General features: G+C 63.6%; 12 protein-coding genes and 1 pseudogene. 9 read left to right on the forward strand and 4 right to left on the reverse strand.

Annotated elements, in window-relative coordinates; genetic code table 11:
• Nucleotides 1-55: 55 nt before the first annotated feature.
• Complete coding sequence (locus tag GT370_RS18945) at nt 56-256, forward strand: DUF3311 domain-containing protein (RefSeq protein WP_240376697.1); 201 nt, start codon at nt 56-58, stop codon at nt 254-256.
• Nucleotides 253-1,731, forward strand: a complete 1,479-nt coding sequence (locus GT370_RS18950; RefSeq protein WP_008495337.1) for a sodium:solute symporter family protein — start codon at nt 253-255, stop codon at nt 1,729-1,731. Before GT370_RS18945 ends, GT370_RS18950 begins: the two co-directional genes overlap by 4 nt.
• 26 nt (nt 1,732-1,757) lie before the next feature.
• Here the strand turns inward: GT370_RS18950 and GT370_RS18955 are convergent, their stop codons facing one another.
• Together GT370_RS18955 and GT370_RS21720 are read right to left on the reverse strand one after the other, a co-directional pair.
• A complete protein-coding gene (locus GT370_RS18955) occupies nt 1,758-2,492 on the reverse strand; it encodes a LysR family transcriptional regulator substrate-binding protein (protein ID WP_270183555.1) in 735 nt (244 codons plus the stop codon).
• A 71-nt stretch (nt 2,493-2,563) separates the two neighbouring features.
• Nucleotides 2,564-2,692, reverse strand: a pseudogene (locus GT370_RS21720) (LysR family transcriptional regulator); the annotation flags it as partial.
• 62 nt (nt 2,693-2,754) lie between these two features.
• Between GT370_RS21720 and GT370_RS18960 the strand changes: the two are divergent.
• The 4 genes from GT370_RS18960 (at nt 2,755) to GT370_RS18975 (ending at nt 8,284) form a co-directional block, all read left to right on the forward strand.
• Nucleotides 2,755-5,145 (forward strand): FAD-binding and (Fe-S)-binding domain-containing protein, encoded by a 2,391-nt coding sequence (locus tag GT370_RS18960; RefSeq protein WP_270183556.1) that lies wholly within the window; start codon nt 2,755-2,757, stop codon nt 5,143-5,145.
• Nucleotides 5,112-5,597: a (Fe-S)-binding protein gene (locus tag GT370_RS18965; RefSeq protein ID WP_270183557.1), complete on the forward strand. Its 486-nt coding sequence runs from the start codon at nt 5,112-5,114 to the stop codon at nt 5,595-5,597. Before GT370_RS18960 ends, GT370_RS18965 begins: the two co-directional genes overlap by 34 nt.
• 220 nt (nt 5,598-5,817) lie before the next feature.
• Nucleotides 5,818-7,551, forward strand: coding sequence for an L-arabinonate dehydratase (araD, locus tag GT370_RS18970; protein WP_008495340.1), 1,734 nt, complete (start codon nt 5,818-5,820; stop codon nt 7,549-7,551).
• Between the two features lie 4 nt (nt 7,552-7,555).
• Entirely contained in the window at nt 7,556-8,284 is a 729-nt protein-coding gene (locus GT370_RS18975; RefSeq protein ID WP_442865464.1) for a ribonuclease activity regulator RraA, read from the forward strand.
• A 171-nt stretch (nt 8,285-8,455) separates the two neighbouring features.
• Here GT370_RS18975 and GT370_RS18980 read toward each other — a convergent pair whose 3' ends face one another.
• Both GT370_RS18980 and GT370_RS18985 read right to left on the reverse strand, forming a co-directional pair.
• Nucleotides 8,456-9,535, reverse strand: coding sequence for an IS5 family transposase (locus GT370_RS18980; protein ID WP_083878918.1), 1,080 nt, complete (start codon nt 9,533-9,535; stop codon nt 8,456-8,458).
• A 212-nt stretch (nt 9,536-9,747) separates the two neighbouring features.
• Nucleotides 9,748-10,440: a GntR family transcriptional regulator gene (locus tag GT370_RS18985; protein WP_008495342.1), complete on the reverse strand. Its 693-nt coding sequence runs from the start codon at nt 10,438-10,440 to the stop codon at nt 9,748-9,750.
• A 225-nt stretch (nt 10,441-10,665) separates the two neighbouring features.
• Between GT370_RS18985 and GT370_RS18990 the strand changes: the two genes are divergently transcribed.
• From GT370_RS18990 to GT370_RS19000, 3 genes are all read left to right on the forward strand, one after another.
• Nucleotides 10,666-12,006 carry an MFS transporter gene (locus tag GT370_RS18990; RefSeq protein ID WP_008495343.1) on the forward strand — a complete coding sequence of 447 codons (1,341 nt, stop codon included), beginning with the start codon at nt 10,666-10,668 and terminating at the stop codon, nt 12,004-12,006.
• Between the two features lie 193 nt (nt 12,007-12,199).
• Nucleotides 12,200-12,397 carry a DUF3311 domain-containing protein gene (locus GT370_RS18995; protein ID WP_008495344.1) on the forward strand — a complete coding sequence of 66 codons (198 nt, stop codon included), beginning with the start codon at nt 12,200-12,202 and terminating at the stop codon, nt 12,395-12,397.
• An 11-nt stretch (nt 12,398-12,408) separates the two neighbouring features.
• On the forward strand, nt 12,409-13,830 hold the full coding sequence (locus GT370_RS19000; RefSeq protein ID WP_008495345.1) for a sodium:solute symporter family protein: 1,422 nt from the start codon (nt 12,409-12,411) through the stop codon (nt 13,828-13,830).
• Nucleotides 13,831-13,861: the final 31 nt, after the last annotated feature.

The following is a 13,861-nucleotide window of genomic DNA, read 5'->3' on the forward strand; positions in this document are numbered from 1 at the left end:
GGGGAGCGCTTGGCAACACGGCCCGCGTCATCAATAAAATTTTCAACGGGGCGAGATGATGAAACATCCCGGGCTGCTTGCTGTTATTCCATTTATTGGCATGTTAATTGGGCCGATCGTCCATAACAATGTCACACCCTATATCTTGGGAATGCCCTTCAGCCTCGGCTGGATCGTGCTCTGGGTGTTTCTCACCTCCGCCATCATGGCGCTGATCCATCATCTGCAATCGCGCAAAGAGGGGGCTGGCCGATGAGCATCGCTCTGCTGTTGCTGGCCCTGGCCGCCCTGGTGGCGCTGGGGCTTGGTGTTTCCGCGCGCAGCGGCCATGAGATGGGGCTGCAGCAATGGACGGTAGCCGGGCGCGGGCTTGGCACCTTGTTCGTCTTCCTGCTGCTGGCCGGTGAGATCTACACCACCTTCACCTTCCTCGGCGCCGCCGGCTATGCCTACGGGTTCGGCGCGCCCTGCTACTACATCGTCGCCTACGGCACGCTGGCCTACGTGATCTCGTATTTCATCCTGCCGCCGGTCTGGACCTATGCGCGCGAGCATAATCTGGTCTCGCAGCCGGATTTCTTCGCGCATAAATATAAGAGCAAGCCGCTGGGCATTTTCGTCGCCCTGGTCGGCATCGTGGCGCTGATTCCCTATCTGGTGCTGCAATTCGTCGGTCTCGGCGTGATTGTCGAGGCGGCGAGTTACGGTTCCATTCACAAGACCGCCTCCGTGCTGATCGGCGCGGTGGTGGTGGTGCTGTATGTGATCACCTCCGGCGTACGCGGCACCGCCTGGACGGCGGTGGTGAAGGATGTGATGATCCTCTCGGTCGCCGCCTTTCTCGGCTTCTACCTGCCGATCCATTATTACGGCAGCATCACGCATATGTTCGAGGCGGTGGACAAGGCGCGGCCGGGCTTCCTGGCCTTTGCCGCCAGCGGGCAGAGCGTCTCCTGGTTCGTCTCCACGGTGTTGCTGACAGCACTTGGCTTCTTCATGTGGCCGCAAGCCATGGGGGCCTGCTACACCGCGCGCAATGCCGACGTGTTCCGCAAGAACGCGATCGTGCTGCCGCTCTACCAGCTGGTGATGCTGTTCATCATCTTTGTCGGGTTCACGGCGTTTCTGCAGGTGCCGGGGCTGAAAGGCGGGGCGACGAATTCGGCGCTGCTGAAAATCGTCGTCGCCAGCTTTCCGCCGGCGGTGGTTGGTATTGTCGGTGCCGCCGGGGTGTTGACGGCTTTGGTGCCGGGCTCGCTGATCATCATGAGCGCGGCGACACTTTGCGCGCGTAACGTGGTGGCGCCGCTCTGGCCGCAGATCAGCGACGAGACCACGGTGCTGCTGGCGAAAATCCTGGTGCCGGTGATCGCGCTGATCGGCGCCTTCTTCGCCATCGCCGGGAATTCCACCATCGTGGCGTTGCTGCTGATGGGCTATAGCTTCGTCACCCAGCTGTTTCCCGCACTGGTCAGCAGCCTGCTGCCGAACAGCCCGGTGACAAAATGGGGCGCCTTTGCCGGCATCGCCGCCGGTGTCGCCACCGTGGTCTATCTCTCCCTCGCGCATCAGACGATGGGCACGCTCTTCCCCGCCTTGCCGGAAATGGTTCGGGATCTGAATGTCGGCATCGTCGCGTTGATCGTCAATTTGATCGCGCTGGGGATTGTCAGCGCTCTCACCGCCCGGCGCTCCGGGGTGGCGCTGCGCGACGAGCACGGCCAGGCCTGACGGGATTTGGCCATGCGCCGCCGCGGTTACGGGTGAGGGGCTTGCCGGTCCGCGGCGCCGCTATCCTGCAGGAGCAGGGCGGCGAACTGGGCGGCGGCCGGCGAAGGTAGGCGCAAGGCCGGTTCCAGCAGATAGAGCGTGCGCCACAGCTCCAGATCCTCGATCGGCACGAAGCGGATCGAGCGATCCTCGAACAAGGACGCGGCATTCTGGGGCATCAGCGAAACCCCAACCCCGGCGCGGATCATGCAGAGCTGGGCGATGGTGGAATGGGCCAGCAGCGTCGTCTGCCGGTAGGCTTCGGGCAGCTGCGGACAATGCAGCAGCAATTGCTGGGTGCCGGTTGCGGCGGAGAGCGAGATCAGGCTGGCCGGGTCGATCTCCTGTAGCCGTACTTGCGCGCGCCCGGCCAGCTTATGCGCGGCGGCACAGACCAGCCCGAAGCGGTCGCGCTCGATTTTCGTCTGCCGCAGATCCGGCGATGATCTGGCCCGCCCGGCAATCGCCAGATCCAGCCGCCCATCAGAGACCATATCCGCCAACGCCTCGGCGACATCGTCATGCAGCTGGCAGGCGATGCCGGGATTGAGCTGGCGAAACCGCGCCAGCGCCGGGGCGACCCGGCGCGAGATGGCCGAGGGCGCGGCGCCGATGGCCAACTGCCCGGTTCGCAGCCGGGCCTGATCGCACAGTTTCTCCACCGCATCATCGAGCCCGGCCAGCAGCGGCGCGGTTTCGCGCAGGAAGGCGAGGCCGAGCAAGGTGGGGCAGGCGGGCGGGTGGTGCGGTCGAACAACGGCGCGCCGGCTTCCGCTTCCAACTGGCGGATGGTCTCGGTGAGGGCGGAGGGCACAATGCCCAGCGCCGCGGCGGCACGGGTGAAGCTGCCCTGCGCCCAGATTACGTGCAGCGCCCGCAGATGCCGCAGGCTTATGTTCATATTATTTGAATTTAGCTTCATATTTTTCTATTTTTACGAACACGCCGTTCATGTTTCAAGGGACTTGTAAACGGGAGGTGGGTATGGACGGCATGGGTGTGGAGATGGATCAGGTGACGCGCTTCGCCTCTGCCCTGCGCCAGGCCGGGTTTGGCGGCGAGGTCGAGACCGAGGCTGCGCTGCGCGTGGCGATGTCCACCGATAATTCCGTTTATCAGATCATGCCGGATGTCATCGTCGCCCCGCGCGATGCCGCGGACATGGCGCGGCTGGCTTCGGTGCTGGACCAGCCAGCGTTTCACAGCCTGGGGGTGACGGCGCGCGGCGGCGGCACCGGCACCAATGGGCAGAGCCTGAACCGGGGCGTCATCGTCGATACCAGGCGGCATATGAACCGGGTGCTGGCGGTGGATGCGCAGGAAGGCTGGGCGGATGTGGAACCGGGCGTGGTGCTGGATGCGTTGAACGATGCGCTGCGCCCGAGCGGCTGGTTTTTCGCGCCGGAAACCTCGACCTCTACACGCTGCACCATCGGCGGCATGGTCAGCACCGATGCCTCGGGCAAGGGCTCGCGGGTTTATGGCAAGACCAGCGACAATATCATCGGGCTGGAGCTGGCGCGCCCGGAAGGGCTGCTCTCCAGCCTCGCTGCGCCGCCGGACTGGGCGACCGGAATGCTGGCGCGGGCAGAGGCGGCGGCGCGGGCCGGGCGGGCGGCCTTCATCGCCCATACGCCACGCCTGAACCGGCGCTTCACCGGCTATGACCTGGAGCGCGCCTGCCCGGAGGCGGGCGGGTTCGAATGGTGGCGGCTGTTTCTGGGGGCGGAGGGCACGCTGGGGCTGATTTCGCGCATCCGGGTCAAGCTGCGGCGGATCGAGCCGGAGAAACGGCTGCTGGTGGTGGGCTTTGCGCAGTTCCGCCAGGCCTTGGCCGCCGCCGGGGCGCTGATGGCGTTCGCGCCCACCGCCATCGAGGTGATGGATGAGCGGGTTCAGGCCCTGGCCGGCGAGGCCGGGATCTTGGCGCGTCTGCCGCCCGCCTTGCGCGCCGGGGCGTGGCAGCGCCTGGCCTATGTGTTCATCGAGTTCAACGGCACTGACGGGCCGGCGCTGGAGGCGCGGCTGGCTGCCTGCCTGGCCTGTCTGGAGGGGCTGGAGGGCGCGCGGGCGGTGCATATGGCGCAGGGGCTGGCGGAGATCAAAGCGCTCTGGGCGATCCGTTCCGCCGGCGTCGGGCTGCTGGGCAAAATCCAGGGCGTGGCGCGGCCGGTGGCCTTCGTCGAGGATTGCGTGGTGCCGCCGGAAAACCTGCCGGCCTTCCTGGATGAATTCCTGGCGGTGCTGGAGGGGCATGGGCTGGAATTCGGCATTTACGGGCATGTGGATGTCGGCTGCCTGCATGTGCGCCCGGCGCTGAATATCGACAGCGCGGAGGACCGGCAAAAGCTGGGCGCGGTCTCGGATGCGGTGTTCGCGCTGACCCGTAAATATGGCGGGGTGTTCTGGGGCGAGCACGGCAAGGGGGTGCGCGGTGCCTATCTGCGGGCGTGGATCGGCGAGGAGGCTTATGCGGCGCTGCGCCAGGTGAAGGCGGCGTTCGACCCGCAAGGGCGGTTCAATCCTGGCAAGCTCGTCACCGGGGATGAAGGGGCGCTGGGCATTCTCACCACCCCGTTCCGGCCCTTCAACGCGCCGGAGGGCGATGCGCTGGCCGGGGCGTTTCGCTGCAACGGCAATGCGCAATGTCTGAGCTATGAGGCGAGCACGCCGATGTGCCCCTCCTACAAGGCGACGGCGGATTTGCGTCAGAGCCCGAAAGGCCGGGCGGACGCGCTGCGGGACTGGCACCGCCAGCGCCAGAGCGGGCCAGCAGACCCAGCTTTGGAGGCCGGGCTGCTGGCAACGCTGGATGGCTGCCTGGGCTGCAAGGCCTGCGCCTCAACCTGCCCGGTGCAGGTGGATGTGCCGGGGCTGCGCAGCGCCTTCTATGCGGATTATTACGCCCGCCACGCCCGCCCGCTGGCCGACCGGCTGGCGCTGCTGGGCGAGCGGCTGAGCCCCGCCTCGGCCGCCTGCGCGCCGGTGCTGCGCCCGCTCTGGCCGGTGTTGGGGAAGCTCGGCGGGGTGCTGGGGATGCTGGATCTGCCAAGGCATTACGCGCCGAAGCCGCCGCGCCGCTACCGGCTGGACAAATTGCCGCAGGATGCCACGGCTTTGGGCGCGCGCCCGGTGGTGCTGGTGCAGGACTGGTTCAGTGCCTTGTTCGACGGCGCCGCGCAGCGCGATGCCATCGCCGGGCTGGAGGCACTGGGCTATCGCCCCTGGCTGCTCAAGCTGCATCCGGCGGGGAAGGTGGCGCAGACATTCGGGGCACTGCCCGCCTTCATGGCGATGGCGACGCGGCTATGCGCGGCGCTCGCGGCGCTGGCGCGGCTGGGGTGCCGTTGGTCGGGCTGGACCCGGCTTTGGTGATGCAGCTGCGCCAGGATTACCCGAAGGCCGGGCTCATCCCGCCGTCTGTGGCCTTGCCGCAGGAGTTTCTGGTGCGGGAGCTGGAGGCAGGGCGGGTATTCCCGCAGGCCGCCGGCAGCGCGCCAATGCGGCTGTTCAGCCATTGCACGGAAAGCACCGCCGTGCCGGCCGCCGGGGCGCTGTGGCGGCGGGTTTATGAGGCGCTGGGGCTGGAGGTGGAGACGCCGTCCACCGGCTGTTGCGGTATGGCCGGGCTGTTCGGGCACCAGGAGCGCCACCAGCGTGTCTCGCGGCGTCTGTTCGATCTTTCCTGGCGGGCGAAGCTGGAGGGGGAGGCAGAAATGGCGGCCAGCGGTTTTTCCTGCCGCTGCCAGGCGGAGCGACTCGCAGGCAAACAACTGCGCCACCCGCTGGGGCTGATCGCCCAGGCGCTGGCCGGGAAAACCCCTTGAAATGGCTCGCCAAATAAAAGCTCAATGCGGAAAAAGCGGTTCCAGGGGGTGAAATGGCCGCCGGTTATGTCGGGCGCTTGACAGGCTAATATATTAGTGCATTTTTGGTTCCAAGGCGTGAAACGAGCCAGGAGGAAACATGTCATGCCGGGTGTCTCGGCATCGTGGGCCCGCGCGGCTTGGCGCTGTTGGTTTGGCATTATCGTAAAGGCCCTTGTCCATGAGCCGTAAAACCCCCGCTCAACTCCGCTCCGCGCGCTGGTTCGCGCCGGATGATCTGCGCAGCTTCGGGCATCGCTCCCGGATGATGCAGCTCGGCTTCGATGAGCCGGACTTCAAGGACAAGCCGGTGATCGGCATTCTCAATACCTGGTCGGAGCTGAACACCTGCCATTCGCATTTCCCCGAGCGGGTGCAGGATGTGAAGCGCGGCGTGCTGCAGGCGGGCGGGTTGCCGGTGGAGTTGCCCTCGCTCTCGGTGGATGAGAGCTACATCAAGCCGACCTCGATGCTCTATCGCAATCTGCTCGCCATCGAGGCGGAGGAGATGATCCGCTGCCATCCGCTGGACGGGGTGGTGCTGATGGGCGGTTGCGACAAGACCACGCCGGGGCTGGTGATGGGGGCGATCTCGGCCGGTGTGCCGATGATCTTCCTGCCCGCCGGGCCGATGCTGAGCGGCAATTATGCCGGCAAGCGGCTGGGCTCGGGCTCCGATGCCTGGAAATACTGGGATGAGCGCCGCGCCGGCAATATCTCGGACGATGAATGGCGCGGCATCCAGGGCGGCATCGCCCGTTCGCCGGGCGTGTGCATGACCATGGGCACCGCCAGCACGATGACGGCGATTGCCGAGGCGATGGGGCTGTGCCTGCCCGGCGCCTCCTCCATCCCGGCGGTGGATTCCGGGCATGAGCGCATGTCCGCCGCCTGCGGCCGGCGGATTGTCGAGATGGTGTGGGAGGATCTGACCCCGGAGAAGATCATCACCGAAGCCTCCTGCCGCAACGCCGCGATTGTCGCCATGGCGACTGGCTGTTCCACCAACGCGGTGGTGCATCTGATCGCGATGGCGCGGCGCGCCAAGGTGAACATGACGCTGGATGATCTCGACGCGCTGGGCCGCGTCACCCCGCTGATCGCCAATATCCGGCCTTCGGGCAAGGAGTATCTGATGGAGGATTTCTTCTACGCGGGCGGCCTGCGCGCGCTGATGAAGCAGATCGAGGCGCGGCTGGATGGCGATGCGCTCACCGTCACCGGCAAGAGCCTCAGCGAAAACCTGGAAGGGGCCAAGGTTTATAATGACGACGTGATCCGCCCGCTCTCCAACCCGGTCTATGAGGAAGGCTCGCTGGCGGTGCTGCGCGGCAATCTCTGCCCGGATGGGGCGGTGATCAAGCCCGCGGCGTGCGATCCGAAATATCACGTGCATCAAGGCCCGGCCTTGGTGTTTGACAGCTATCCGGAGATGAAGAAGGCGGTCGATGATGAGAATCTCGACATCACCCCGGACCATGTGCTGGTGCTGCGCAATGCCGGGCCGCAAGGCGGGCCGGGCTTTCCGGAATGGGGCATGCTGCCGATCCCGAAAGCGCTGATCAAGCAAGGCCACAGGGATATGCTGCGGATTTCGGATGCGCGCATGTCCGGCACCTCCTACGGCGCCTGCGTGCTGCATGTCGCCCCGGAGAGTTTCATCGGCGGGCCGCTGGCGCTGCTGCAGACCGGCGACATCGTGAAGCTGGATCTGCCCAATCGCCGTTTGGATATGCTGGTGGATGAGGACGAGATCGCCCGCCGCAAAGCCGCCTGGGTGGCCCCCGCGCCGCGCTATTCCCGTGGCTATGGCTACATGTTCCAGAACCATGTGACCCAGGCCGACCAAGGCTGCGATTTCGACTTCCTGCAATCCGATTTCGGCCCCGCCGCCGGCGAGCCGGATATTTTCTGAGGATATGATGAGCAACCCGACATTGTCAGACGCCACGCGCGAGAAATTGCGCAAGGTCTCCACCGCCTCCATCGCCAGCGCGCTTTATAAGCGCGGCCTGCGCAACCAGTTCATCCAGGGTGTGGTGCCGGTGGCGCCGAAGGAGGGCAACATGGTTGGCCCCGCCTTCACGCTGCGCTATATCGTGGCGCGGGAGGACCGCAACCCGATGACGGTGTTCCGCAGCCCGCAGCATCCGCAACGCGTGGCGATCGAGACCTGCCCGCCCGGCCATGTGCTGGTGATGGATGCTAGGAAGGATGCCAGGGCGGCGACGGCGGGCTCCATCCTGATCACCCGCCTGGCGCTGCGCGGTGCGGCGGGGGTGGTCTCTGATGGCGGCTTCCGCGATGCGGAGGGCATCGGCAAGCTGGACATGCCGGCCTATTACGCCAGGCCCTCAGCGCCGACCAACCTGACGCTGCATGAGGCGATCGACATCAACGTGCCGATCTCCTGCGGCGACGCGCCGGTATTTCCCGGGGATGTGCTGGTCGGCGACAAGGATGGGGTGATGGTGATCCCGGCTGAGATCGTCGATGAGATTGCCGATGAGTGCATGGGTATGGAAAGTTTCGAGGATTTCGTGCTGGAGCAGGTGCAGGCGGGGGCCGGCATCATCGGGCTTTATCCCTGCACGAAAGACGAGAACCAATCCGCCTACGAAGCTTGGCGCAAGGCCAACGGCCGCTAACCCCCGGCTCTGAAGTCGCAAAAGTTTTTGAGGGTCTAGCAGTTTGCTGAAAAACCCCGAAACTTGGTTTTATTTTTTCTGATTTAGCTTTGGGGCCTGGATTTTGGTTCAAGTGATTGAAGTTTCTTGCCGGTTTCTGGACTTTTTTCGTCCAGCGGACAGACTCGTCCCTTATATTGCCACCATTTTTGGAATGCGTACCAGATTATAGGCGATCAGGTTGAGCATGAAGGTGCCGGCGACCCGCGCAACGCCGCGCAGCTTGGTCTTGCGCATCGTGCCGTGCTGCTTGCCCCAGCCGAATATGCACTCGATCATCGCCCGGCGGGTCTGCGACATCGCATAACCGGGATGGCGCGTGGTGCGTCCGTCAATCGCGCTGCGGCGGTGCCTGCCGGTTTTGGTCTCACCGTTGTTTTGTGTGACATGCGGTGTCACGCCGGCGTCGCGCAGATTGGCGACATGATCGGCGGTATCGTAAGCCTTGTCTTCGCCTACGGTGATCCGCCCGGCGGCCGACTTGGCTTTGGCTTTCAACATCGCTTCCGAGGCTTCACGCTCAGCCGTGCCTGTGGCCTGGGTCACTCGGCCACCCACCGCCAAGCCGTGCCGGTTGTCCATCAGCGCGTGCCCCATATACGAAAGCTTTGCCTCCCGCCCAGCGGCCTTGCGGTACAGCCGGCTTTCCGGGTCGGTGGTGCTGGCATGGGTATCGTTCTTACGCTTCTGACCGTGGAAATCCGAACCATCATCGTCGCTGCCATCCTTCGGCCGGAAGCTCTTCTGCGACGCCCACGCCTCGATCAGCGTGCCGTCCACCGAGAAATGCTCATCCGATAGTAGCGGCGTCACCCGCGGGTGGTTCAGCAGCCGGCTCATGAATTTCTGGAATATATCGCCGTTCTGCAGGCGCTCGCGGTTCTTGCTAAACGTGGTCGGGTTCCAGACCGGATCATCCGGGGATAAGCCCACAAACCAGCGGTACAGGAGATTATAATCCAGTTGCTCCATCAACTGCCGTTCCGAGCGAATCCCGTACAGCACCTGGATCAGCAGCGCGCTCAGCAATTGTTCAGGCGGCACCGAGGGCCGGCCTTCCCTGGAATACAGCCAGGCAAAGCTGCGGCTCATCTCATGCAGAACATCCCGCACCAAAGCACGGATCGCTCGCAACGGATGGGTCGCCGGAACCCGTGTTTCTGGTGAAACATACGAAAACATCCCGCCCTGATCTCGAAAAGAACCCCGCACCCCACGCCTCACAAAACCTGCCAGCCAAAGTGAATCACATCATAATCCCGGCCGCCAGGAGTTTTTCAGCAAACTGCTAGAGCAATATGTGTTTAGGTTGACGCGCCAGCGTCAAGATAAACACATGAAATTGCTCGTTAAAACAAAACTTAGAGCCTCAAGCTAAAAGCTTGAGGCTCTAAGGGAACTTTTTCCAAAAAGTTCCCCTGTTCTTACTCGACAAACTCCGGATAATCCGCCGCCACCTGCTCCAATGTCGCGAGTGTATTCGCCAAATGCTCACGCAGCTTGGCATTGGCCTCCCCCGGTTTGCCGGCCTCGATCGCGTCGATCATTTCCTCATGCTGGCGAATGATCCTCTCGGTGCCGACATTCTTGATGTTCAGCCGGCGCAGCCGGTCGAGATGGCCGCTATGGGCGCGCATGACCGCGAAGATCTGCATCATATCGGCATAGAGATAGAGCAGGCGGTGAAAATCCCGGTCGGCGACGAGGAAGGCGGTGAGGTCCTGCGCCTGCGCCTCGACCTTCACCCGCGCATTGGCCTTGCGCAGATCATTTACCATCGCAGGCGTCGGGCGGCTGGCGAGCAGCCCGGCGATATCCGCTTCGAGCGCGCGGCGCATGAAATGCGCCTGCTTCGCCTGCGCCAGATTCACCTTCGAGACCAGTGTGGCATATTGCGGATAGACAGTGACCAGCCCTTCCTCTTCCAGCTTCAGCAACGCGTCGCGCACCGGCGTCTGGCTGACGCCGAACTGCACCTGCAGTTCGGCGCGCGACATGATGGTGCCTGGCGCGATTTCCAGCGAGAGGATCTGCTCGCGTAGAAAATCGGCGATTTGCGGCGCCGCCTGGCGGGTGCGGTCGAAGACGAAGGCGCGGGCGGTGTCGGTCGGCATCATGGCGGTCCCGTAAGGCGGTAGGGCGGATATGCGCAGTCATATAGCAAGCTTGATCGTTATTATAGCTCTGCCAGGGAGAGGTTGGTCGATCAGGCCGGCAGGTGGGAACTGCATTGACGTTCTAATATATTAGTGTTTATACGTCAAAAAAATCCCTTGGAGATGACCCAGCTTGGCCGCTCCCAATGACAAGAACGACCAAGAATTGAAGGAGAAACAAGCCCAATGAGTTCGTCGGTGGTCACGGCGGCGCTGCGCCGTAGCAAAGTGAGATATGGGATCGTCGCCATGCTGTTCCTGGTGACGGCGATCAATTATGGCGACCGCGCCAGCATGTCGATGGTCGGCGCGCCGATGTCCAAGCAGCTGGGGATCGATCCTATCGGGCTGGGCTATATCTTCTCCGCCTTCTCCTGGGCCTATGTCGTCGCGCAGATCCCCGGCGGCTGGCTGCTGGACCGGTTCGGCTCGCGCCGGGTCTATTTCTGGAGTATCTTCTCCTGGTCGGTGGTGACGGCGCTGCAGGGCTTCGTCACCATTTTCAGCAGCACGACGGAGATCATCATCACGCTGGTGCTGCTGCGCTGCCTCGTTGGCCTGGCGGAGGCGCCGAGCTTTCCTGGCAATAGCCGCATCGTCGCCGCCTGGTTCCCGGCCAATGAGCGCGGAACCGCAGCGGCTATCTTCAATTCCGCGCAATATTTCGCCACGGTGATGTTCGCGCCGCTGATGGGTTGGCTGATCCATACGATCAACTGGCAGTCAGTGTTTTTCGTGATGGGTGGAGCGGGCATCCTCGCCTCCTTGCTCTGGCTGAAGGTGATCCACAACCCGGACGCGCACCCGTCCATCAACAAGGCCGAGTTGGAGTATATCGAGCAGGGCGGCGGGCTGGTGCGGATCGACACGGTGAAGCCCGGCGCCGCGCTGGCACCTGGCTTTCGCGCCGAGGCGGTGAAGCAGATGTTCGCCTCGCGGATGATGGTCAGCGTGTTCGTGGCGCAATATTGCATCAACGCGCTCACCTACTTCTTCATTTCCTGGTTCCCGGTTTATCTGGTGCAGGCGCGTCATATGTCGATCCTGAAAGTCGGCATCGTCGCCGCCATTCCGGCCATTTGCGGCTTTGCCGGCGGCGTGCTGGGCGGGGTGCTCTCGGATGCGCTGCAGCGTATGGGGCTGTCGCTGAGCCTGTCGCGCAAAATCCCGATCATTGGCGGCATGCTGCTCTCAATGTCGATCCTGGCGGCGAACTACACCAACATCAACGCCGTGGTGATCGCGGTGATGGCCATCGCCTTCTTCGGCAAGGGCGTTGGCGCGTTGGGCTGGGCGGTGATGGCGGATATCGCGCCGCGTGAGATCACCGGACTTACCGGCGGCGTGTTCAACATGATCGGCAATGCCTCGGGCATCGTCACCCCGATCGTCATCGGCTACATCGTCAAGGATACCGGGTCCTTCAACGGTGCGCTGGGCTTCATCGCCGCGCATGCTTTCGTCGCGGTGCTCTGCTTCGCGGTGCTGGCCGGGCCGCTGAAGCGCTTCGAGATCCGCAAGGGCTGAGGCGCGGGGAGGGCCAGGGAACTGGCCCTATCGCCATTGCGATCTGGTGCTGGTGGACCAGCGCCGGTTCGGTTAGGGTAAGCAGCATCGGATAACCGATCGGGGCGGTCTTGCATCTTTCAATGCGCGACCGCCCCCAATAACGCCGTGTGTCACGTGGCCCATGAACTGCTTGTTTTGGGGCATATAGTTGATGTTGAGAGTGTTCATTGGGCTGGTGGTGCCCTATTTCGGCGTGATCGGGCTGCTGCCCTTTGCCAACAGCGTCACCTGGACGCTGTGGAATATCCCCTTCCTGTATCTATGGGTGTTCGCCTGGTTCTTCCTGACCTCGGCGTGCCTGGCGATCTGCTGGTTCTGTTTCGACCGTCACCGCGCTGACGCGGCATAAGGAGACCAGACATGGCCAGTTTCGTTTTCATCGCGATCATTCTGTTCTCCCTGGTCGTGGCCTTCTCGGCCATGCGCGGGCACAACACCTCCGACCTCAAGGAATATCTGGTTGCCTCCCGGCAGTTTGGCGGGCCGCTGCTGTTCTTCCTGGCGGTGGGTGAGATCTACTCCATCGGCACCATGATCGGCTTTCCCGGCGGCATTTACGCCAAGGGGCCGACCTACGGCATCTGGTTCCTGGGTTATATTCTGCTCGGCTATCCGCTCGGCTATTTCCTCAATCCGCTGATCTGGCGCGCCGGGCAGCTCTATAACGCGCTCACCCTGCCGGATCTGTTCAAGGGGCATTTCAACAGCCGTGCCCTGGAGCTGACCGTCACCATCACCGCGATCATCTTCATGATCCCGTGGGGACAGCTGCAATTTACCGGCTTGATCGTGGCCCTGCACGGGCTGGGCTGGAATCTGAACCCGCTGGCGCTGTCGCTGATCGCGGCGGTGCTCGCCTTCGCCTACATCGCCGCCTCCGGCATCCGTGCCCCAGCGATGGTCTCCATCATCAAGGATATATTGCTGGTGCTGGCGCTGGTGGTCACCGGTGTCGCCGCCGCCTCGGCGGGCGGGCTCAGCCATATTTTTCAGGCCGCCAGCCAGCACGTGCACAGCCAGATGAACCCGACGGAAGAGCGCTTCTCGATGAGCACCATCTTCTTCCAGTCGCTGGGCTTCTATCTCTTCCCCTTCGCCATCCCTAACCTGTTTACCGCGCGCAGCGAGCAGACCATCCGCAAGGCGCAGATCTTCATGCCGCTTTACATGCTGATGTATCCGTTCCTGGTGGTGGCGGCCTATTTCAGCCTGGGGCAGAATCTGCATCTGGCCTCGCCGAACCAGGCCTTCATGGCCGCGGCCGTGGCGCTGCTGCCGCATTGGCTGCTGGGCATGGTGGCGGCGGGGGCGGCACTCTCCGGCCTCGTCGTTCTGGCCGGCATCAGCCTGGCGATGGGGCCGCTGATCTCGCGCAATCTGCTCGGCCATCTGCCCGAGATCCGCCAGCGCAGCGGGGCGCAGATCGCCATCGTCATCTATCTGGCGTTGTCGATCTTCTTCACCCTGGTGACGCCCTCCTTGATGCTGACCCTGGTGAACACCGCCTATTTCGGGATCACCCAGTTCTTCCCGGGCGTCATCGCGATTTTGTTCCTGCGCCGCATCAACCCCTATGCGATCATCGCCGGGATTCTGGTCGCCGATGTCATGGCCATCGCCATGGTGGTGGGCAAGGTGAGCCTGGACGGCTGGAATATCGGCTTTGTCTGCCTGATCGTGAATATCGTCATCGTCGCCGTTGGCAGCCTGATCAGCCGCCGGGTGGAGTCGCCTGTGCCGGTGATTTACGCGAGGCTCTCGGGAGCATTGCAGAAAGGCTGAGTTTGAGGGTGGGGGCTTGGAAAAGCCCCCA

Origin of the sequence: Acidocella sp. MX-AZ03, from assembly GCF_027626035.1 — a bacterium.
Classification (GTDB): domain Bacteria; phylum Pseudomonadota; class Alphaproteobacteria; order Acetobacterales; family Acetobacteraceae; genus Acidocella; species Acidocella facilis.

Excerpts from the sequence above, each read along its gene's own strand:
- GT370_RS18945 (WP_240376697.1), top strand. The coding sequence starts at position 56 with ATGATGAAACATCCCGGGCTGCTTGCTGTTATTCCATTTATTGGCATG.
- GT370_RS18950 (WP_008495337.1), top strand. The coding sequence starts at position 253 with ATGAGCATCGCTCTGCTGTTGCTGGCCCTGGCCGCCCTGGTGGCGCTG.
- GT370_RS18960 (WP_270183556.1), top strand. The coding sequence starts at position 2,755 with ATGGACGGCATGGGTGTGGAGATGGATCAGGTGACGCGCTTCGCCTCT.
- araD (WP_008495340.1), top strand. The coding sequence starts at position 5,818 with ATGAGCCGTAAAACCCCCGCTCAACTCCGCTCCGCGCGCTGGTTCGCG.
- GT370_RS18975 (WP_442865464.1), top strand. The coding sequence starts at position 7,556 with ATGATGAGCAACCCGACATTGTCAGACGCCACGCGCGAGAAATTGCGC.
- GT370_RS18985 (WP_008495342.1), bottom strand. The coding sequence starts at position 10,440 with ATGATGCCGACCGACACCGCCCGCGCCTTCGTCTTCGACCGCACCCGC.
- GT370_RS18990 (WP_008495343.1), top strand. The coding sequence starts at position 10,666 with ATGAGTTCGTCGGTGGTCACGGCGGCGCTGCGCCGTAGCAAAGTGAGA.
- GT370_RS18995 (WP_008495344.1), top strand. The coding sequence starts at position 12,200 with ATGTTGAGAGTGTTCATTGGGCTGGTGGTGCCCTATTTCGGCGTGATC.
- GT370_RS19000 (WP_008495345.1), top strand. The coding sequence starts at position 12,409 with ATGGCCAGTTTCGTTTTCATCGCGATCATTCTGTTCTCCCTGGTCGTG.